Source organism: Mesorhizobium sp. WSM2240 (genome assembly GCF_040438645.1).
Classification (GTDB): Bacteria; Pseudomonadota; Alphaproteobacteria; order Rhizobiales; family Rhizobiaceae; genus Allomesorhizobium.
In genome coordinates this window covers 57216-74512 of the sequence record NZ_CP159254.1, presented here as the reverse complement: position 1 = coordinate 74512, position 17297 = coordinate 57216, and the positions used below count along the sequence as shown (strand labels likewise).

General features: G+C 61.7%; 19 protein-coding genes and 1 pseudogene. 9 read left to right on the top strand and 11 right to left on the bottom strand.

Annotation, left to right across the window (positions count from 1 at the left end):
- A complete protein-coding gene (locus tag ABVK50_RS28790; RefSeq protein ID WP_353646113.1) occupies nucleotides 1–1035 on the bottom strand; it encodes an ABC transporter substrate-binding protein in 1035 nt (344 codons plus the stop codon).
- Between the two features lie 235 nt (nucleotides 1036–1270).
- Between ABVK50_RS28790 and ABVK50_RS28785 the strand changes: the two genes are divergently transcribed.
- The 5 genes and pseudogenes from ABVK50_RS28785 to ABVK50_RS28765 all read left to right on the top strand — a co-directional run bounded on the left by ABVK50_RS28785 (nucleotide 1271) and on the right by ABVK50_RS28765 (nucleotide 4278).
- Nucleotides 1271–1969 carry a fumarylacetoacetate hydrolase family protein gene (locus ABVK50_RS28785; RefSeq protein ID WP_353646112.1) on the top strand — a complete coding sequence of 233 codons (699 nt, stop codon included), beginning with the start codon at nucleotides 1271–1273 and terminating at the stop codon, nucleotides 1967–1969.
- Nucleotides 1966–2583 (top strand): RraA family protein, encoded by a 618-nt coding sequence (locus ABVK50_RS28780; protein WP_353646111.1) that lies wholly within the window; start codon nucleotides 1966–1968, stop codon nucleotides 2581–2583. The genes ABVK50_RS28785 and ABVK50_RS28780 overlap by 4 nt, the downstream gene beginning before the upstream one ends.
- A pseudogene (locus ABVK50_RS28775) lies at nucleotides 2568–2993 on the top strand (NAD(P)-binding domain-containing protein); the annotation flags it as partial. The gene ABVK50_RS28780 and the pseudogene ABVK50_RS28775, both read left to right, overlap by 16 nt.
- Nucleotides 2973–3443 carry an NAD-binding protein gene (locus ABVK50_RS28770; RefSeq protein ID WP_353646175.1) on the top strand — a complete coding sequence of 157 codons (471 nt, stop codon included), beginning with the start codon at nucleotides 2973–2975 and terminating at the stop codon, nucleotides 3441–3443. The pseudogene ABVK50_RS28775 and the gene ABVK50_RS28770, both read left to right, overlap by 21 nt.
- Nucleotide 3444: 1 nt before the next feature.
- Nucleotides 3445–4278: a sulfite exporter TauE/SafE family protein gene (locus tag ABVK50_RS28765; protein ID WP_353646174.1), complete on the top strand. Its 834-nt coding sequence runs from the start codon at nucleotides 3445–3447 to the stop codon at nucleotides 4276–4278.
- A 463-nt stretch (nucleotides 4279–4741) separates the two neighbouring features.
- Here ABVK50_RS28765 and ABVK50_RS28760 read toward each other — a convergent pair whose 3' ends face one another.
- The 8 genes from ABVK50_RS28760 to ABVK50_RS28725 form a co-directional block, all read right to left on the bottom strand.
- On the bottom strand, nucleotides 4742–5764 hold the full coding sequence (locus ABVK50_RS28760; RefSeq protein WP_353646110.1) for an IS110 family transposase: 1023 nt from the start codon (nucleotides 5762–5764) through the stop codon (nucleotides 4742–4744).
- A gap of 280 nt (nucleotides 5765–6044) precedes the next feature.
- Nucleotides 6045–7355 (bottom strand): adenylate/guanylate cyclase domain-containing protein, encoded by a 1311-nt coding sequence (locus ABVK50_RS28755; RefSeq protein WP_353646109.1) that lies wholly within the window; start codon nucleotides 7353–7355, stop codon nucleotides 6045–6047.
- A 101-nt stretch (nucleotides 7356–7456) separates the two neighbouring features.
- The gene (locus tag ABVK50_RS28750; RefSeq protein ID WP_353646108.1) at nucleotides 7457–8311 is read right to left on the bottom strand and encodes a fumarylacetoacetate hydrolase family protein; all 855 of its coding nucleotides are present in this window, start codon (nucleotides 8309–8311) and stop codon (nucleotides 7457–7459) included.
- A 352-nt stretch (nucleotides 8312–8663) separates the two neighbouring features.
- Nucleotides 8664–8900, bottom strand: a complete 237-nt coding sequence (locus ABVK50_RS28745; RefSeq protein ID WP_353646107.1) for a hypothetical protein — start codon at nucleotides 8898–8900, stop codon at nucleotides 8664–8666.
- On the bottom strand, nucleotides 8866–9732 hold the full coding sequence (locus ABVK50_RS28740) for a hypothetical protein (protein WP_353646106.1): 867 nt from the start codon (nucleotides 9730–9732) through the stop codon (nucleotides 8866–8868). Before ABVK50_RS28740 ends, ABVK50_RS28745 begins: the two co-directional genes overlap by 35 nt.
- Nucleotides 9692–9904, bottom strand: a complete 213-nt coding sequence (locus ABVK50_RS28735; protein WP_353646105.1) for a hypothetical protein — start codon at nucleotides 9902–9904, stop codon at nucleotides 9692–9694. The genes ABVK50_RS28740 and ABVK50_RS28735 overlap by 41 nt, the downstream gene beginning before the upstream one ends.
- Before the next feature lie 9 nt (nucleotides 9905–9913).
- Complete coding sequence (locus ABVK50_RS28730; RefSeq protein WP_353646104.1) at nucleotides 9914–12355, bottom strand: conjugal transfer protein TraA; 2442 nt, start codon at nucleotides 12353–12355, stop codon at nucleotides 9914–9916.
- Between the two features lie 3 nt (nucleotides 12356–12358).
- On the bottom strand, nucleotides 12359–12760 hold the full coding sequence (locus ABVK50_RS28725; protein WP_353646173.1) for a MobC family plasmid mobilization relaxosome protein: 402 nt from the start codon (nucleotides 12758–12760) through the stop codon (nucleotides 12359–12361).
- A 703-nt stretch (nucleotides 12761–13463) separates the two neighbouring features.
- Here ABVK50_RS28725 and ABVK50_RS28720 point away from each other — a divergent pair.
- The 4 genes from ABVK50_RS28720 (at nucleotide 13464) to ABVK50_RS28705 (ending at nucleotide 15714) form a co-directional block, all read left to right on the top strand.
- Complete coding sequence (locus ABVK50_RS28720) at nucleotides 13464–14171, top strand: ParA family protein (protein WP_353646172.1); 708 nt, start codon at nucleotides 13464–13466, stop codon at nucleotides 14169–14171.
- Nucleotides 14164–14604: a hypothetical protein gene (locus tag ABVK50_RS28715; RefSeq protein WP_353646103.1), complete on the top strand. Its 441-nt coding sequence runs from the start codon at nucleotides 14164–14166 to the stop codon at nucleotides 14602–14604. The genes ABVK50_RS28720 and ABVK50_RS28715 overlap by 8 nt, the downstream gene beginning before the upstream one ends.
- 2 nt (nucleotides 14605–14606) lie before the next feature.
- A complete protein-coding gene (locus ABVK50_RS28710; RefSeq protein ID WP_353646102.1) occupies nucleotides 14607–14999 on the top strand; it encodes a hypothetical protein in 393 nt (130 codons plus the stop codon).
- 220 nt (nucleotides 15000–15219) lie between these two features.
- Nucleotides 15220–15714: a helix-turn-helix transcriptional regulator gene (locus tag ABVK50_RS28705; protein ID WP_353646101.1), complete on the top strand. Its 495-nt coding sequence runs from the start codon at nucleotides 15220–15222 to the stop codon at nucleotides 15712–15714.
- A gap of 472 nt (nucleotides 15715–16186) precedes the next feature.
- Here the strand turns inward: ABVK50_RS28705 and ABVK50_RS28700 are convergent, their stop codons facing one another.
- Both ABVK50_RS28700 and ABVK50_RS28695 read right to left on the bottom strand, forming a co-directional pair.
- The gene (locus ABVK50_RS28700; RefSeq protein WP_353646100.1) at nucleotides 16187–16456 is read right to left on the bottom strand and encodes a PhnD/SsuA/transferrin family substrate-binding protein; all 270 of its coding nucleotides are present in this window, start codon (nucleotides 16454–16456) and stop codon (nucleotides 16187–16189) included.
- Entirely contained in the window at nucleotides 16449–16787 is a 339-nt protein-coding gene (locus ABVK50_RS28695) for a PhnD/SsuA/transferrin family substrate-binding protein (RefSeq protein ID WP_353646099.1), read from the bottom strand. The genes ABVK50_RS28700 and ABVK50_RS28695 overlap by 8 nt, the downstream gene beginning before the upstream one ends.
- Between the last annotated feature and the right edge of the window lie 510 nt (nucleotides 16788–17297).

Here is a 17297-nt window from a genome sequence, read left to right as displayed (position 1 = left end):
TCAGGCGTTCCAGCCTGCCACGAACTCGTTCGTATAGACAGCCGCCAGGTCGGGCAGCGGCTTTTCGAGCGCTCCGGACGCAACGGCCGAATCGTGGATCTCCTGCCAGTGCTCGGGCGGCTGATAGCCGAAGCCTTGAGCCGCGAAGGCCTCGGTCGGGGTCATGCGGTAGATGACGCCTTCCAGCAGCGAAGCCGCGAAATTCTTGTCCTCGCCTTCCTGCGGGTTACCCGCCGCGCAATGCGCAAGCGCCTTGTCCTTGTTGACCGGATCGATCGCAAACTTCGTGCCGCGCACCAGCGCCTTGCCGAATTTCGGCGCCAGATCGGGCGTCGCCGCGATCTGGCTTTCGAGCATCGCGATGCCGTTGCCGAAGAAGCCGAGATAAGCCTCCGGCGTGATCTCACGCAGCTTCAGGCCGCGCGCGGCCAGGATCGCGGCGTCGGATACCGCGCCGGCATAGCACGAGACCTCGTCGCGCAGGAAAGCCACCGCCGCCGTACCGCCGTCGCCCACCGGCAGGAACGTGTAGTCGGTGCCCTCCTTCAGGTTGAGGTCCGTCATGATCGCGCGGGTGAACGACACTTCGGCGCCGTCGGCCGTGCCGACGCCGATCACCTTGCCCTTCAGGTCGGCGGGCTGCTTGAACTCGCTCTCGTCCTTTACCAGCAGGCCGAACACCGATTTCGGATAGAGGTTGTAGATGAACTTGACATCGACGCCGCGGGCGCGCGCGCCGAGCACGGGGCCGGGTCCGGGCGCCCCGATCTGCGCCTGTCCGGCCGACATGGCCTGCAGCACGGCCGAGGAGCCGTCGATTGCCTCGAGCGTGGGGTTGAGCCCTTCCTCCTCGAAGTAACCTTCCCCGACTGCGACCCAATAGGGCAGCCAAGTCAGGGCCGAAGGGTTCGGCACGGCGAAAGTGATTGCGGTTTGCGCGCGCACGATCGCGGGCGCCCCGATGACCGCGGTCGCCATGCCGGCCGCCGCCAGCCTTCCGAAAGTCCGGCGCGATATCTGGGTTTCAAGCGTCATGAGTCAGTTCCTCCCACTCATTGTTACTGGAGTGCAGGTCAGGACGAAAACGTCGCCGGCGCCCCACAACCAAGCTATACGAATTGCCACGAATTGCACAAGAATATATGAAATGGCTGAAAAGTGCGTTTCGTATCTTGATCTGGATGCTTTTCTGCGAAATTCTGCGCAGGAGCGCCCCCCGCCGGAGCCTCCGGCGCGCCGCTGCAATCATTCCACTTAGGGGAGGACACCTTTGGTTTCTTATGCCGTTTCGCCGCCGCCGCAGGCGCATCTCGACATTACGGGGTCGGACGAAAAATTCCCGGTCCGGCGCATCTATTGCATCGGCAAGAACTACGTCGCCCACATCCGCGAGATGAATGCGGACGAGCGTGATCCGCCGGTGGTCTTCATGAAACCCGCGGACGCCATCGTGAAGAACGGCGGCGAGATCCCTTATCCGGTGCTCACGAACAACTTCCACTACGAATGCGAACTCATCGTCGCGCTGAAATCCGGCGGCTACAACATCCCGGAGGCGGAGGCATCGAAGCATATCTTCGGCTATGCCGTCGGGCTCGACATGACCCGGCGCGACCATCAGGCCGCGGCCTTGGCCAAGGGCCTGCCCTGGGAGGTGACCAAGGCCTTCGACTTTTCCGCGCCGGTCGGCCCGGTCACCCGCGTCGAGGATTGCAGCGTGCTCTCCACCGGCCACGTCAAGCTCAAGGTCAACGGTGAAGTTCGGCAGGACGCCGACATTTCGCTGATGATCTGGAGCGTCGACGAGATCATAGCGAAGCTTTCCGAGCAGCATCGCCTGATGCCGGGCGACATCATCATGACCGGCACGCCGGCGGGCGTCGGCGCGGTCGTCACCGGGGACGTGCTCGATTGCTCGGTCGACGGCCTCGCCCCGATGCAGCTTCGCATAGGAGGTCCCGTGGCGTGAGCCTCGCCGCCCGCCTCGCCGCGCTCGGCACTGCCACGATCGGAGAGGCTTCGCCCTCAGCCCGAATAATCGGGCTGCCGCTCCGTCCGCTTGCACCCGAGATGGCGGCGGCAGGCCCCGCGCTTACCGCTGCCTGCCGGCCTGGCGACAATCTCGCACTGCATAGGGCGATTGCAGCCGCCGCCGCCGGCGACGTCCTCGTCGTCGACTATGGCGGCAGCACCGACAGCGGGCCCTTCGGCGAGATCATGGCGCTCGCCTGCCGGTTGCGCGGCATCGCCGCCCTGGTCACCGACGGGTCCGTGCGCGACAGCGCCAGGCTCATCGAAATGGGCTTTCCCGTCTTTGCGCGCGGCGCGAATATTCGCGGCACGACGAAGCGGGACCGGGGCAAGATCGGAGAACCGATCACGCTCGGCGGCGTGCGCATCGAGCGCGGCGATCTTGTCGTGGCGGATGCCGATGCCGTCATTGTCCTGCCGGCAGGCGACGCCGAGGCCGCGCTTGCAGCAGGCGAGGCGCGAGCGGCTGCCGAGGAACGGATGATGGAAAGGCTGCGCGCCGGGGAAACGACGCTGCAGATACTCGGACTCACGGAAGGAGACGAGCCATGAGCGTCATCGGAATTGCCGGCGCCGGCCGAATGGGCACGGCCTTTGCGCGCCGCCTTGTCGAGATGGGCAACGATGTGATCGTCTGGAACCGCACGTCTGCCCGTACCGCGGAGGCCGCCCAGGCAGGAGCACGCATCGCAGCCGCCCTCGCCGAGCTTGCGGCCTGCAATGTCATTCTGATTTCGCTGACCGACGCCCCCGCGGTGAACGCCGTTGCCGAGGGGCTGGTCGCGGCCGGCATTGCCGGACGCCTCGTGGTCGACATGTCCACCATCCTTCCGGAAGAGAGCCGCTCCGTCGCTGCAAAGATAGCGGCGGCCGGCGCCGACTTCGTCGATTGCCCGGTGGGCGGCACTGTCGCGCCGGCGCTTAAGGGGCAGCTTCTCGGCATGGCGGGAGGCGACGACGCCGCTTACGAACGAGCCAGGCCCGTCCTCAAACAACTCTGTCGCCGCGTCGAGCATCTCGGCCCGGCCGGAAGCGGCACGCAGATGAAGCTCGCCCTCAACCTGCCGCTGGCGATCTACTGGCAAACGCTCGCCGAGGCGATGACCCTCCTGAAGGGCGCCGGCATTCCGGCCGAAAAAGCCATAAGCCTGATCGCCGACAGTTCCGCCGGGCCGACCGTGCTGAAGAACCGCGCCCAGGTAGTGGTGGATACGCTTGAGGGCGCCGACCAGCCCGGGACTTTCGATATATCCGGCCTTTCCAAGGACCTCGATCTAGCGTTGCACTTTGCCGCCGCGGGCAACAGGTCCCTCCCCCTGTCCGAGGCCGCAAAAGCCAGCTACGACCGTGCGCTCGCGGAGGGGCTTGGCCGTTTCGACGGCGCGAGCCTCACCCGCATGCTGCTGGGCTAACATCTTGCAGGCACTCGCCGATCCCCAGACGCTCCTAACCCTGATTGCGGCCCTTCTGGTGGCCGGGGCGGCGACCGGCTTCCTCGCCGGCCTGTTCGGCGTCGGCGGCGGCGCCATTTCGGTGCCAGTCTTCTACGAGATATTCGGTATTCTCGGATACGAGCCCGAGGTCGCGATGCCTCTCGCCGTCGGAACGTCGCTCGCCGTCATCGTGCCCACCTCGATCATGTCGGCGCGGGCGCACTACGCCAAGGGTACAGTGGATCTGGCGCTCCTGCGCCTCTGGGCGCTGCCGGTCCTGGCAGGGGTGATGCTCGGCGCGGTCATCGCGCGCTATGCCGATCCGGTCGTGTTCCAGGCGGTCTTTATCGGCGTCGCGACGGAGAACGCGGCAAAACTTCTTACCGGCGGAAAGGGGTGGCGGGTGCGCGAGGCGTTTCCGTCGAAGGGCGGCATGCGCCTTTATGGCGCCGCGATCGGCCTTTCCTCCTCGCTGATGGGCATCGGCGGCGGCGCCCTTTCGAACCTCGTTATGACGCTGCACGGCGCGCCGATCCACCGCGCGGTGTCGACAGCAGCGGGCGTCGGCGTCCTGATCGCCATTCCGGGAACGCTGGGCTACATGGCCGCCGGCTACAGCCGCCCGGACCTGCCGCCTGATGCCATCGGCTTCGTATCGCTGGCCACCTTTGCCCTGACGATCCCGACATCGCTTCTGACCGCGCGCGTCGGCGTCGCGCTGGCGCACGCCTTGCCCCGCCGGGCGCTCGAAACGTCGTTCGGGATTTTTCTGCTTCTGGTATGCGTCCGGTTCGTCTGGGACATCCTTACCTAAGCACGCCCAGGACTCCTAACATGGACGGTGGCGATCCGCGGCCTTGACGATATTCTCGCAGCAGACCTCCACTCAGACTTCTTCAGACGTTAACCGGCGCATCTGGAGCGTTGCCGCCGGAGATGTCTGCTTTCTGACGCCGACAAGTTTGCCTCAACCGACATCGGGGCATTGCGGCCCGGCAGTCTTGGGGCCGTGTATGGACGGCTCTCCGTTGGCAAGGGTTTATTTGAGCATTTTGCAGTTGCTGGTTGGTGCGGCCATGTATCCGACCTGTAAGTGCGGCTTTTCACGCGCCGCTGGCCATAATGCCATTCGCGCGGCTCAGGTCCCGATCGTAAGCTCGCACTCGAGGTGCACGGCCCCAGTGGGTTTTCCTGATCCGGCGGTTTCAACCGGCTTTGTGCATCAGCTCCTGTCCGCCCTTTCCAACCTCGTCGGCGATCGCGCGCCTTGTGTCGTTCTACGCGATGATCGGCTCCTTGTAGCGCTCGCCGTTCGTCATCAGTGCCCAGACCATCCGCGCGGTCTTGTTGGCGAGCGCGACCGCCGCCACCTTGGTTGTTCGCCGTGCCATCAGCTGCACGAGCCAGGGTCGCCTCGTGCCGTGCCGCTCGGCATAGCGGATGACCGCCATCGCTCCGACCACGAGCAGCTGGCGCAGGTAGCGATTGCCGGCTTTGGAGATGCTGCCGAGCTTCTCCTTGCCCCCGCTTGAGTTCTGCTTGGGAACGAGCCCGATCCAGGCCGAGAGGCATCGCCCCGACTTGAATGCGAGCGGATCGGCGACGGTCGCGACAAACGCACTCGCCAACAGCGGGCCCACCCCCGGTATCTCCATCAACCTGCGACCCAGCTCGGTCTCTCGCGCACTCGCCCGCACCCTGCGATCGTTTTCAAGGATCTGCGCCTTCACGACCGTGAGCTGCGCCTCGAGCATTCGCAGGCAGAGCCTTGCGTCAGCCGGTATCCTCGTGTCGTTATCATCGTTGATGACCACGAGCAGTTGCTCAATTCCGTTACGCCCGATCGGCGCTACGATCCCGAACTCGGACAGATGGGCCCGTAAGGCGTTCGATATCTGCGTGCGCTGGCGGTTGAGCATCAACCGAACCCGGTGCAACATCATCACACTCTGCTGGTCGGGCGTCTTCACCGGCACGAAGCGCATGGTCGGCCTGGTCACCGCCTCGCAGATGGCCTCGGCATCGGCCGCATCGTTCTTCTGTCGCTTCAAATAGGGCTTCACGTACTGTGCCGGCAGCAGTCGCACATCATGACCTCGTGCGGTCAGCTCTCTCGCCCAATAGTGCGAGGAACTGCAGGCTTCGATCCCGACCAGACATCGCGGCAGTTTCTCGAAGAACCCCAGCACGCGCCCGCGGGTCAGCTTCCTTCGAATGACAACCTGGCCCACGGCATCTACGCCGTGGACTTGAAACAAGGACTTCGCGATATCCAGACCAATCGTCGTAACGTTGTCCATCTCAGCTCTCCTTCAGCTCTGGCCCAGCGACTATAGCCGCAAGGCGGAGGAGAGCCGTCCACCGCATCACGAGCGGACTGGCGGCTATGGATTCGAACCGCGAAAAGCTGCCGTTCGGCGGTCGACCCCAAAAGAGACGCTGGTCCACAGTTGTCCAGGCTCCGAAGCGGCCTTCCCGAAAGGCGACGTTCGCATGAACCAGCGCACATGATTCGCCGTCTTCTCTACCTCGATGCCCGGGCATTGGAATCACTCGCCGACGCGGTCAGCATGTACCTCTTCAAGTCTCGGCCCTAAACAGGTGCACGGCTTCATCAAGTCCCTTCAAGGCATGAAAACCGTGATCTCCGAAGCGAAGGTTTGCGCCTGCAACGAGATCACGAACGGTGTTGGACACGAGCACCTCCCCTGCTCCGGCCAACGCACAGATTCGAGCTGCGATGTGCACAGCTATTCCGCAAATGTCGTCCGGCTTTACCTCTATCTCCCCCGTATGCACTCCGCCTCGGACCTGGAGATCCAGCGAGCGCACCCCCTCTGAAATGGCCGCAGCGCACCGGATTGCGCGAGCAGGCCCGTCAAAAGTTGCCAAGAACCCATCGCCTGTTGTTTTCACCTCCCGTCCCTTGAAGCGTTCAATCTCCAGCCGTGCGATCCGGTCGTGTTGGTCGAGCAGCGCGCGCCAGCGCCTGTCACCGAGTTCCCATGCGCGCTTCGTCGAGTCGACGATGTCGGTGAGCATTACCGTTGCAAGGATGCGATCCGGCGCGACGTCGGCGCGTGAGCCGGTGAGGAATTCCTCCATCTCATTGGCGATGCTGTCGTAGTCACCCGCCGAGATAAAATGGTCCTGTCCGGGCAGCTCTACATATTTCGCTCCCGGAATCGTTTGCGCCAGGTAGCGGCCAGCCTCCACGTTGACCCTGCTGTCGCCGGCGCGGTGCAGCACGAGCGTCGGCGTGCGAATGGTCGGGAGAATGTGCCGAACGTCGATCTCGCTGTTCATGCGCATGAGCGCGAGGACGGCCGAGGGGCTCGCTCCCAATCGCTCTGAGCGTGCCCACCATCCCCTGTATCGCTCGTCCGATGCCCGCGTCGGCGCGAACGCAGCGATGCTCGCCCCTGTTCCCCACGACTGCTCGACCTTGTCGAGGAAGCCTTCGAACTTGTCCGGCGGCAGAACCCAGGTGAAAAAGTGAGCGTAGGCCCCGTAGAGCACGAGGGCTTGGCACCGCTTGGGATAGCTCGCAGCGAACAGCATGCTCATCGCGCCGCCCTCAGAAGTGCCGAACACGGCAGCGCGCTCGCTGCCGACGGCATCCATCACCGCGCGCACATCATCCATCCGTTCTTCCAGTGTCGGGAGGCTTCCGATCCTGTCCGAGAGCCCGGTGCCGCGTTTGTCGAACAGGATGAGCCGGCTAAAGCTCGCCAGCCGCGACAGGAAATGCGCTAGCGCCGGATCGTCCCATTGGTGATCGAGATTGGAGATGAAGCCTGGCACAAAGATCAGATCAAGCGGTCCACCCCCGACCACCTGGTAAGCGATCCGAACCTCTCCGCTCTTGGCATAGCGAGTCTCCGGCACCATCGCACATCCTCGAGCGCGGTTCCGACGACTTGCACCCGCGCGTTAGAACAGAGCAGGCCCCCCGGTCGCGATGCGTCGGCCCGGTCCGGATCCATCGACCTCTACTCAAATCTCACTGACACCTTCGGCGTGTTCGGCAGTCCGTCATACCGGACGGTGACCGTCTGACCCGGCTTCGGCGGTGTCAGCGGCGAAAACGCGCCAACGCTGATCAGGTCGCCGGTCTTCAGCTTGCGGCCATTCTTAGCGAGGTCTTCCGCGAGCCACACGACCACGCTTAGCGGATTCCCGAGCGTAGCCGCACCAATCCCTTCGGCCAGGATAGCGCCGCTCCCGTCGGTCGCGACGATCTTCGCCTCAGCGAGACGCTTCAGCGTTTTCGGCGTGTCCTCCAACGGGACTTCAGGACCCGCGACCCCAAGACGAGCGGCAACGTTGATCGCGATAAGCTGAAAGCCGTCGATCTTCTCGTTCGGGCCGAGCGCGATGTCGTTCAATTCGATGTAGGGCCGCATTCCCGATATGTGCCGCAGGGCCTCCTCGGGGGTCTTCGCCTGATTTACACCATCATCCTTCACGACGAGGAGCATATCGGCTTCCCATACCGGGCGCGCTCCATACGCCGCCGGCACAGCGGCGCCATCTTTCAAAACCATCTTTTCGAGCAAAAGGCCCGCAACAGGCGCGTTCCAGTTGAAGCGCTCCTGAACCGCTTTAGCTGTCAGTCCGGCCTTGTACCCGACGACCTTGCCTTGCGAGTCGGTCAAGGCCTCGACGACCTTGTCGCGAGCGCATACGGCATCCTTCATATCGGAAACGGGCAAAGCCTTCGCCGGGCGTTTCGCTTGCCAGTCCTGAACGAAGTTCTGGATCACCTCGGCCGTTGGGCATTCCGCCAGCGCGGCTCCGCTCACGAGCAACCCCGCAACAAACGAAACGGGCGCGACCGTACGCATGGAGGCCTCCCTTTGTCCCGCAGTTTAGCCTAATTGTGCGGGGGACGCGATAGGTACCTGCGGGCTGCGCTCAATGACTAGGCGCGAGTGGTTGGGCGCGCCCGAGCCCGCCGAGCACGGCAGACCTAGGCTTGGGCGCTGGTTTTCATTCCGCGCCGTCGCAACGGCTGAAAGTTGGTAATGAGGCGGACCTGGAATGACCTGTTATGGCGCAACCACGACCGCCAGCCTCGCCGCTTGGAATGTCGGCTTTCAGGGAGTGGCAAAGCCAATCTCAACGTCCGACATGGGGCGCTTTGCTGCCGTTCGCAACCGAAGTGCCCGAACGGCCCGGAATAGGACCGTGACGGCATCAAGGCGCGCGATCGGTAAGAGCGTTGGCTCCCTCCTGTTCGGCGCAATGCGCACAGCAGTAAATGATGTCGCCCTGCTCGACTCCGTGGCCGATGATCCGGACGTCGCAATGTGGGCATGTCGGAGCGAGTTTCTGGATCGCGCACTCAAAGCTGTCGAAAGTGTAGGTTGCATTCCCCAGGTTCACGCGGAAAGCCTTATCATAGTCGTTGCCGCACTGGTCGCATCTTGCCATGGCCGTATTCCTCTTGTTCAGTCCGGACCAACCTCGCGAGCAGCGCTAGGTTCCATCGAAGATTCAGGCTCAAGCCTCGTGCTTGATCATGCGGACTTCCCTCGATGCCGCGGGATTGGATGCCCAGTTCTTCCAGGCCCGGGAGATCGTTTGCCGCGCCATTGTCACGACGCATGAGATCGACTTGATTGCGCGTGAGGGCCGCGGCGGAAAGAAAGCGATGGCCGAATGCTGGAATGCTGCCCGCAAGGCGGTGAAGTGCCGACCAAACCGCCCTACTCGTCGTGAAAAACTGGGGCGAGCTCAACAACGAAACCGTCGGTTCGAAAAGGCGTTTACACAAGACCTGGCAGACCGCGGCTATGGCCAGCGACATGGCCATGGCGCCGACCGGTTTTATACCCGCTTCAGAGCCCAGAAAGCGAAACCGAGCCGGCGGAACGCTAACGGCAGGCAGCTTATGGGAGCAGGCGCGATGAACATTCGTTGCGATCGTTGCAGGCGAGAGCCGGACGAAGTGGCGCCGATGCTGAAGGATGTTATCTGGCGAAATATAGCACGGAAGAACGAAACGCTGTGCAAGGCCTGTGCATATGAAGCGATCCGGAGACGCTTCGGCCGGGAACTGCGATTCTCCGATCTCCTCCCATGCGTGTTCAACATCACCTGGTGTTCGGCATTTAAGGAGCTTATGCCGTTCGACGAGTCTTTGCCGCCGGGCGAGCTGGAACAATGGCAGCGTGCTTTTGTCACCGCCGAGCGGCTGATTGGTAAGAGAAAGGCCGTGGACGCTAAAGCGGCCAAAAGGTGGCGACATAGGCGGCAGTTTCACTGCCCCAATTCACAGCGGCGTCATACCAGCCCGCGACCGCATCATAGGCGACCTGGAGGGCTCCCAAGAACAGCACAAAGCAGATGACGAAGCCAAGGACTTTGCCGAAGCCTTCGTCGCCCTTTGGGTCGTTGCTCTGGATTACACAATCCTGCCGATGGTTATCGAACATGATCTTCGCTTAACGTTCCCGGTCGTCGCGGTCGCGTTCCCTCTTGTCCATTTCCTCCCGCTCCAGCTCCTCAAGCCGAGGAATGTGCTGTTGCGCGGGATCGGTCCGTGTTGTTTCGCCACCACGCCGCGCGGCTTCCTTATCTTTATCTACTCGATCCTGTAGACGATTTGTAGCGTCGACCGTCGACGCCAGTTCACGAGCCCCACGAGCGTCGTTTTCATTCGGCTGGCGCTCCGTCTCATCGTTGCGAAGATCGCGCTGCTGTTCGGCAACAGTATCGACACTCGCCGGCGTTTTGCCCTTTTCTTCCTCCGGTCGCTGTGCGTCCTGTTCGGCCTTCTCGATGGCACTCTGAAGGTCATGATCTTGCTCGGCCACTTCCCGCATATAGGTGTTGCCCCGCACCGCTAGTTCCGCTGCGCGTTCCAACCCCTGCTCAAGCCCGGCGCGGAATGACTTAGGATCATGAGGCAAGTCGCCGGCCTCGATCCGGTCCAATCCTTCCCGATTGTGTTCGATCTCGATGAGAAGTTCATTTGCAGCGTCGACATCCGCCTTGCCATGTTTGGCGACTGCAGCATCCGATCTGTCGTTAACCTCGTCACGCCGATTGGACTGCTGATCTTCGCCACCCTGCTCTGCGATCGCCTCATTGCGCTGCTCATGGAGCTGCATGAGCTCACGCCGTTGATTGACGTGTTCGCGCGCCAAGGCCGCAACCTCGTCAAAGTCGCTCCGTTCTTCTGGCCCGACGATACGCTCGAGCTTGAACAAGGCCGTCTCGACCTTCTTTTCATAAGCCTCGAAATCTGTCCGTGATGTCGCGCGCAATTCGTCACCCTCCAAAACCAGCTCTTGTAATGGTACCAGATTGGCGCGGAACTTTGACCCGAAATCTGCATGGACAACATTGGAGGTCGCTTCTGCCTGTCCGCCCGAAAGCCCGGATATCAATTGATCCCGCTGTTGGGCGGCATAGGCGACGATGCGCCGGTCACCGCTTGCAAGTGCGATTTCTTGCCAGCTTTGCTTAGCCTTTACGGTATACTCCCGGCTCCTTTCGCTTTTGGCTAAGGTTCTCCGGCCGTTCCGCTTAGCGTCATACCTCGCCTGCGCGGCTTCGCTTGTTCCGACATGCTCCGTCCGCCCTTCCCTGCTGACCGGCCGCACCTGGTTGCGCGTGAAGGCCGGCGGATTGGCGAACTCCCGCCGATCGGTCATTTCCATGGCAATGCCATGATCCCGGGCCTTTTCTGCCATCGCCACCCGCCATTGCCGGAACACGGCCGGCGTCGTCTCGATCCGGTCACCGGATTCTGATTTCATGGTGACGATCGCGTGGGCGTGAACGTGCGGGCGCTTGCCGCCCTCCCCGGCCTCCTTCGGGTCATTGGCGGGATCGTGCATCGCGAACACATAGCGATGTCCCGCGAACTGATCCGCAAGGAAGTCACGAACGGCGCCCTCGAATGCCGCGGCATCCGTTCCGGCCCTGGCCGACATGATGAGGTGCATCACGTCGCGGCTTTTTCTGCTGTGCAGATCCCCGCGCCATTTCTTTTGCACCAGGTCGCCCGCGGCCTTGTCGTCCGCGACAGGCTGGCCGCGATCGTCACGGACATCGCCACCGTGACTGTCGACCAGGTCCCGCAACTTGCCCGAACCGTAATCGACACCGTTGCCATATTCCTGAAACGAGAATTGGGCAGCCGCTTCGCTCGCAGCTGCGCTTGCATCGTATCGGGCCTGAATGATGCCGGCCGCCTTTTCGTCACCCGTCAACCGTTCCCCCTGCCCGCTCCTGAGAACCACGACGCCTTGCACGGTCAATGCGCCGTCGTCGTTCTTCTCGACGGCATAGGCAAAATGCCGGTCGCCAAAACCGCTCGTAAGGCTGCTTCTCACCAGCTCATGCATCGCATCGTCGGACGCGAAAGCAGTCGCTGCGATCTCCACGGTGAAACTGCCGATATCCCGGCTCTCGGTTCGGTTCTGAAACAGATGATCCCAATCGGCCCGAATGCCGGCAAGGTCCTCACGGCTTCGGATGCGCTCGCCGTTTTCGTTCTCTACGGAAAGCTCGCCGCCGCGCGAAACGTAATTAAGCATCGCCCCGACCCGCGCTCCGCCACCATAGGACGCCATTTTGACAACGGCCGGCTGGCTTCCCTGCGCCACTGCCGCAAGCCGGACCTGCATCGGCCGCGCCACCGTCGAAGCTTTAGCCGCCGTGCCCTGCATACTCTTCGACGCTGCGTGACGCGACTTCGGCGCGGCGCCGCCGCCACCTCCGCCGCCACCCGCTGCGCCAAGCTCGGCCAGCGCCTTCATGCGCCGCCGCAATTCTTCCTCGGCCGTAGATCGTCCCCCTCCAAGCGATAGCTCATGCAGCAGCGCCGCGCGCCGCTGCTCCCATTCGCTGGTGAACGCGCCGAAGAAGAGTTCCAACGCCTACCCCTCCCCTCGCCGCTTGTGACCGGCGCGCTTCGATAACGAACGCAGCTCGGTCATGACGGCCGCTTGGACGCTCTGCACGTTCGCGAGATTGATGTCGAGCTCGCTCGGATGAACGCTCTTGCCGCTGTTTATCGATCGCGCGACCTGGTTCAGGTTGACGCCGATTGCGCGCATATCCTCCAGCAACAGCGCCATGATGGCGCGATCCTCTTTCGTAAGGATCGGCCGGACCCCGGCGCCTTCCAAAATCAGCGAGCGGAAAAATCCGGAAACCGTCATGTCAGCCGCCTGGGCGGCTTTCTCGATGGCTGCATACTCGTCCGCGCTGACGCGGGCGTGCACCATGCGTTCCTTCCGGTCCGGCTCGAGCCGGACCTCGAATCTCACGTCGTCCATTTGGCCTTGGGGCCCCTCTCTCTGGCGCTTGCGGCAGGCATCGAGGGCGTGTTCCTCGATCGTCAGGAAAAAATGTCGCACATTTTTCCGTATCCTGCCACCTCTAATAGCAACCAAATTCCACCTATCATGATCATCTCCTCGAAAGGCTCTCGCTTCGCTCAACCTATCGCAATGACGGGCAGGGACTTCGTCCTGCCCTTTCAAACGATGAAACGCTCACCAGGGTTCACCTCCGAAATCCGCTAGTGACGGCCTTTGTGTGCCCCTCGTACTCAGCCGCAAGGGACGCTCCGCTCTTCGCCCTGGCGGCTTGCGTGCGAGCGTCACAGACGGCCTCTCACGCGGCTCCGGGGTTCACCACGCCAGCAGAATCTCAACAGGTGCCGCCAGGGAGGCCCTCTCAATCGCAGTGCCGTTGGCCAGTTCGACACGCAAAAACCACACGAGCGGGAAGTGTGATATGACACACATCATTGCCACACGATGTGGACATGGCGTGGTTAAGTAATATGGTTCGTTACCGTGGGCCTGATTTGACATGGGCTATGTCGATGCGATGTTTTCCAAGGCTGTGGCAGATTTTTCGCATGGTGTTGAAGTAGTCTATTTGAGTAGCATGGGCGTTCACAGGCTTTCCCGCGCAAATGCGCAGAGATCGAGCGGAAACGACATTGCGCCCTGGCGAAGGGAGTTACCGAGAATGCCAGTCTTTGTGTCAGCGGTTAGCGGGGGAGCCGGCAAGACGACAGCAGTTATCTTGATTGCCGGCGAATACGCCCTTCAGGGAAAGCGCGTTCTGCTGATCGATGCCGACGGCCGACAGAATCTCCATGAGTGGTGGAAGCGCTGCGAGGCGAAGGACAATATACCCGATGGCATCGATCTGGTGACGGCCGCGCGACAGGGCACGATCCAGCAGGTCCTCGATGCCGACGCAGGCAAGTATGACGTGGTGATCATGGATTCACCCGGTCAGGACAGCGTTGTGCGCGACACCATTATCCGAAATTCTCACCTGATCCTCACGCCGATCCAACCGAACCAGGATGAGATCAAGGCAGCAGGCGAAGCTGCGCAAGCCGCAGCGGAGATTGCCGATCAGATCGGGTACATAATTCCGCAGGCTAACTTCGTCACCCGGTTAACAATTCCGGCTCGCAATCTTGAGGCGTATCGGCTGATCCGGCCGTTCGTGAACAACCTCCGCGAAAATGGCTACGATTCCTGTTTGCTCGATACCGAGCTTCTGGAACGCAATTGCTATCGCGAGCTGCGAAACGGCTACGGAACACTGCAAATGCTCGAATTGACGGAGCCCGTTAGGAAGGCAAGGACGGAAGTCGTGAGCCTGGTCGGCGACATTGAGAAGCTGCTGACGAGTTACCTCAAGGAGGTAGTCAATGGTTAAGAGACAAACGACTGTTTCGGATTTCCCCGTTGCGCCGCGCCGGCCAAGGCCGAGCGCGGCCAAGCCAGCCCGCGAAGTCGCGCCACCTGGGAAAGAGACCGCAGGGGCGCCAGTCAAGTCTGCCGTTGAACCGGACGCAGTCCCGCAGACGGCAAAAGGGGAAGAAGACCAGGCACCAACGGCCCTGTTGGCCACCACGGAGGCTGAACGCCGAGAGCGATCGACGACACGCGCTTTGGAGCGTGAGGTTTCGCGGACCCGACTTCGCGATCTGAAGCGCGCTCGTGAACGTGAATCGAAGCATTTCGTCAACGTGCCGCTGGATTACGAGACAAAGAAGCGGCTCGAAAAGGCCGCGCACGAAAACGACCTGAAGATGACCGTCATCATGAAGGCGGCCATCGACCAGTATCTCCGCGACAACGGCTACTGAAAATGATAGGCCGCGGCTTCCTGTTTGGAATAGCTGTCGGCGCCGTCATCGGCATCTACGCCGCGCCTATGCTCGGCCGGCCGAGCATAGGCCTTCCTGAGACTTCGCAGGCCATATTGCCTGTTCTGAAAGGAACTGAGCCCATATCCGATAAGGCTATGTGGCCGAGCAGTGAACACGCGAAAGCCGAACTCTTCCGCATATCCAAATGGGATATATCCAGGCACGGTGATGGATCGACGATTAGCGTGAAGCGCTGTACAACTATTGATGAGTCTTCAATAGCTTGCGAACTATCGGCGCATCTCGGTTGGATAGAAGGTGAAAAACTGGTGGAATCAGTGTTCGAGGGCGGACCAGACCGTTGGACGATGGTCGCAGCAAAGAACCGTTGATGCCCTTGCAACCGTACCGCCCGCACATCATCGATCCGTCCAAGAGGTCGGAGGCTATCCGTGCGCAGCAGCTTCGGCGGCCCATCCTGAACCCCCAAGATGGGTAAGGGAATAAGGCCGTTCTGGGGATTGGAATTAATACCAAGTGTATTCAATTTTGGTGCATAGTACCGCCCCGTGGGCGGTTTTCATTTAGGGGGTTGGGTCCGTGACGCGGGATATGATCAGCTATAAAAGTGCAAAGGGGTTGGTGGAAACAGCCGACCCGGAGATTGACAAACCAATTTATCGACGTCCGGGCTTTGACGGCATCACCACCCTGGGCCAAATGGATGAGAAGATCGCCGCTTTCCTGCGCAAGGCTCGCGAGGATGAAGGTCTGACCCGCGCGGATCTCTCGCCTTTGCTTGGTCTATCAGTACCGGTTTATGGTCGATACGAACGTGCTTTCTCGAAAATGCACGTTACTCGTATGATCCATCTCTGTGAAATCCTCGGCTTCATGCCGATCGAAATGCTTTTTGAGGCTGCTCCTCATCTTTGGGGCCAGACGCCGGAGGAAGCCGAGGATCGTCTTGAACTGGCAAAACTTATGGCGGCCTTGCCCCACGACACTACGCGCGATCTCCTCGCCCTGGTCAAGCGCATGGTCGCACAGCAGAAGGCGGCCGACGCCGCCACAGCCTCATCGCAGACGAAGGACGAAGTCCGGTAAGTGGACTTGCTAGCCTCCTTCGACAGTTGCATCGGAACGCTTCGGCAGTAGCCAGATCGGGTTGGTCCGCGGCCTGCAGCTCGATAGTAGCCTGTGCAGCACAACAATGACTGCATTGCGTTCGGACCGGGTATGGGTACCATTTGATGATGGGCGCGATTGCCGTTACCTCTGCCGAAAGCCATCGTCGAATCCGCCGGGCGCGCGCCTGGCTGGAAAGCAGGGCAGCGGCTGAAGAGGTCTTGATCGTCGGAGCAAACCTCGACGCGGCGAATGATCTGTCGCGCAGGGTTGCGAGGGAGAAGGGAGCTGCTTTTGGCTGGCATCGCTTGACCCTGCCTCGGCTGGCAGCCCTGCTAGCTGAGCCCCTGCTTGCTGAGCGGAAGTTGGCCCCGCTCAGCAAGCTGGGTTCCGAAGCGATCAGCGCGCGGGTCGTGCACCGGCTAAATGCTGAGCACAGTCTTGGCCGATATCAGCCGGTTGCCGACACTCCGGGATTTTCCCGCGCGATCGCGGCAGTAAAGTTGACGCCGATTGCCTCCACATCGCCACGCTTCAGCGCCTCGTGGGCGACCGCGTGCGACGTATGCGTCACCTCGATTCCGGTCTTCGGATCGACACCATAGTCGGACAGCAATTGCGACGGGCAAAGGTGACCGGAGGTGGATCCGATATCGTCCAGCGCGACTTTTTTGCCTGCGAGGTCCGCGGGTTTGACGAAAGGCGAATCCGCCTTAACCACGTGCGCAGAAGTAGTCGGGACGGCTGAGTCCGATCAGCGACTTGGCGTCGGTCATCTTGTTGATGACCACGTATTCGGCCGGCCCGGTGATGACGAAATCGACCCGCTTGGCGCGCAGCGCTTCGGCCGCGGCAGTGCGGTTGCTGACTGGGAAGAATTCGAATGTGTGGCCGGACGCCTTTTCCAGCGCGGCCTTGAACGGACCCCATTCTGTCTGAAGCCGCTCCAGTCCCTCGACATCGGTGATCGCCAGCTTGAAATTCTCGGCCTGCGCCCAGCCCGTTGTCGCGAGGGCCAGTGTCGCCGCCGTCAGGATCGTCGAAATCCGCATGGTCGTCCCCTTGTCGTCTTCGGTTGCTTTCCGATGCCATACGACCGGGAAATGACACTGCAATTGCAGGCTTGTGACATCTTTGCGAAATCGCTCGAGAACGCCGGGACACTAGACCGCCGGCAAGAATTTCAAGCCGGCTGCCTGTCGAAGCAGGCATCCAGCGCGATTGGAGATCACTGCGCCCGCCAGCTACCGGGTCTTGTCGCGCCCGGACGAAAGCTGGCGCAAGGCTTTTGGGATGACGACATCGAGGTGAAGATCGGCGATCCACGGCTTCGTGTCGCGTTCAATATTGGGGCCAAGTTGAGCGCTGGCTGCGTGACAAGGCGATCGAGCACTTCCCCGACAGCCTATTCGCACGCATGTATCGGGATGGGCTCAGCGTCTGGCTCACACACGACGAGCCGGCTGCTTACGACATCGGTGACTGGCGATCGAGTTCGAGTTCGGAAAATGCCCGTGCGTACTCAGGCGGATAATTCGCCTATACAATTTGCTATCTCACTG

Bases quoted from the DNA above. Each gene is read 5' to 3' on its own strand.
- ABVK50_RS28695 (WP_353646099.1), bottom strand. From the start codon at position 16,787: ATGCGGATTTCGACGATCCTGACGGCGGCGACACTGGCCCTCGCGACA.
- ABVK50_RS28710 (WP_353646102.1), top strand. From the start codon at position 14,607: ATGATAGGCCGCGGCTTCCTGTTTGGAATAGCTGTCGGCGCCGTCATC.
- ABVK50_RS28715 (WP_353646103.1), top strand. From the start codon at position 14,164: ATGGTTAAGAGACAAACGACTGTTTCGGATTTCCCCGTTGCGCCGCGC.
- ABVK50_RS28760 (WP_353646110.1), bottom strand. From the start codon at position 5,764: ATGGACAACGTTACGACGATTGGTCTGGATATCGCGAAGTCCTTGTTT.
- ABVK50_RS28770 (WP_353646175.1), top strand. From the start codon at position 2,973: ATGGCGGGAGGCGACGACGCCGCTTACGAACGAGCCAGGCCCGTCCTC.
- ABVK50_RS28705 (WP_353646101.1), top strand. From the start codon at position 15,220: ATGATCAGCTATAAAAGTGCAAAGGGGTTGGTGGAAACAGCCGACCCG.
- ABVK50_RS28735 (WP_353646105.1), bottom strand. From the start codon at position 9,904: ATGTTCGATAACCATCGGCAGGATTGTGTAATCCAGAGCAACGACCCA.
- ABVK50_RS28750 (WP_353646108.1), bottom strand. From the start codon at position 8,311: ATGCGTACGGTCGCGCCCGTTTCGTTTGTTGCGGGGTTGCTCGTGAGC.
- ABVK50_RS28725 (WP_353646173.1), bottom strand. From the start codon at position 12,760: ATGGACGACGTGAGATTCGAGGTCCGGCTCGAGCCGGACCGGAAGGAA.
- ABVK50_RS28755 (WP_353646109.1), bottom strand. From the start codon at position 7,355: ATGGTGCCGGAGACTCGCTATGCCAAGAGCGGAGAGGTTCGGATCGCT.
- ABVK50_RS28745 (WP_353646107.1), bottom strand. From the start codon at position 8,900: ATGGCAAGATGCGACCAGTGCGGCAACGACTATGATAAGGCTTTCCGC.
- ABVK50_RS28720 (WP_353646172.1), top strand. From the start codon at position 13,464: ATGCCAGTCTTTGTGTCAGCGGTTAGCGGGGGAGCCGGCAAGACGACA.
- ABVK50_RS28790 (WP_353646113.1), bottom strand. From the start codon at position 1,035: ATGACGCTTGAAACCCAGATATCGCGCCGGACTTTCGGAAGGCTGGCG.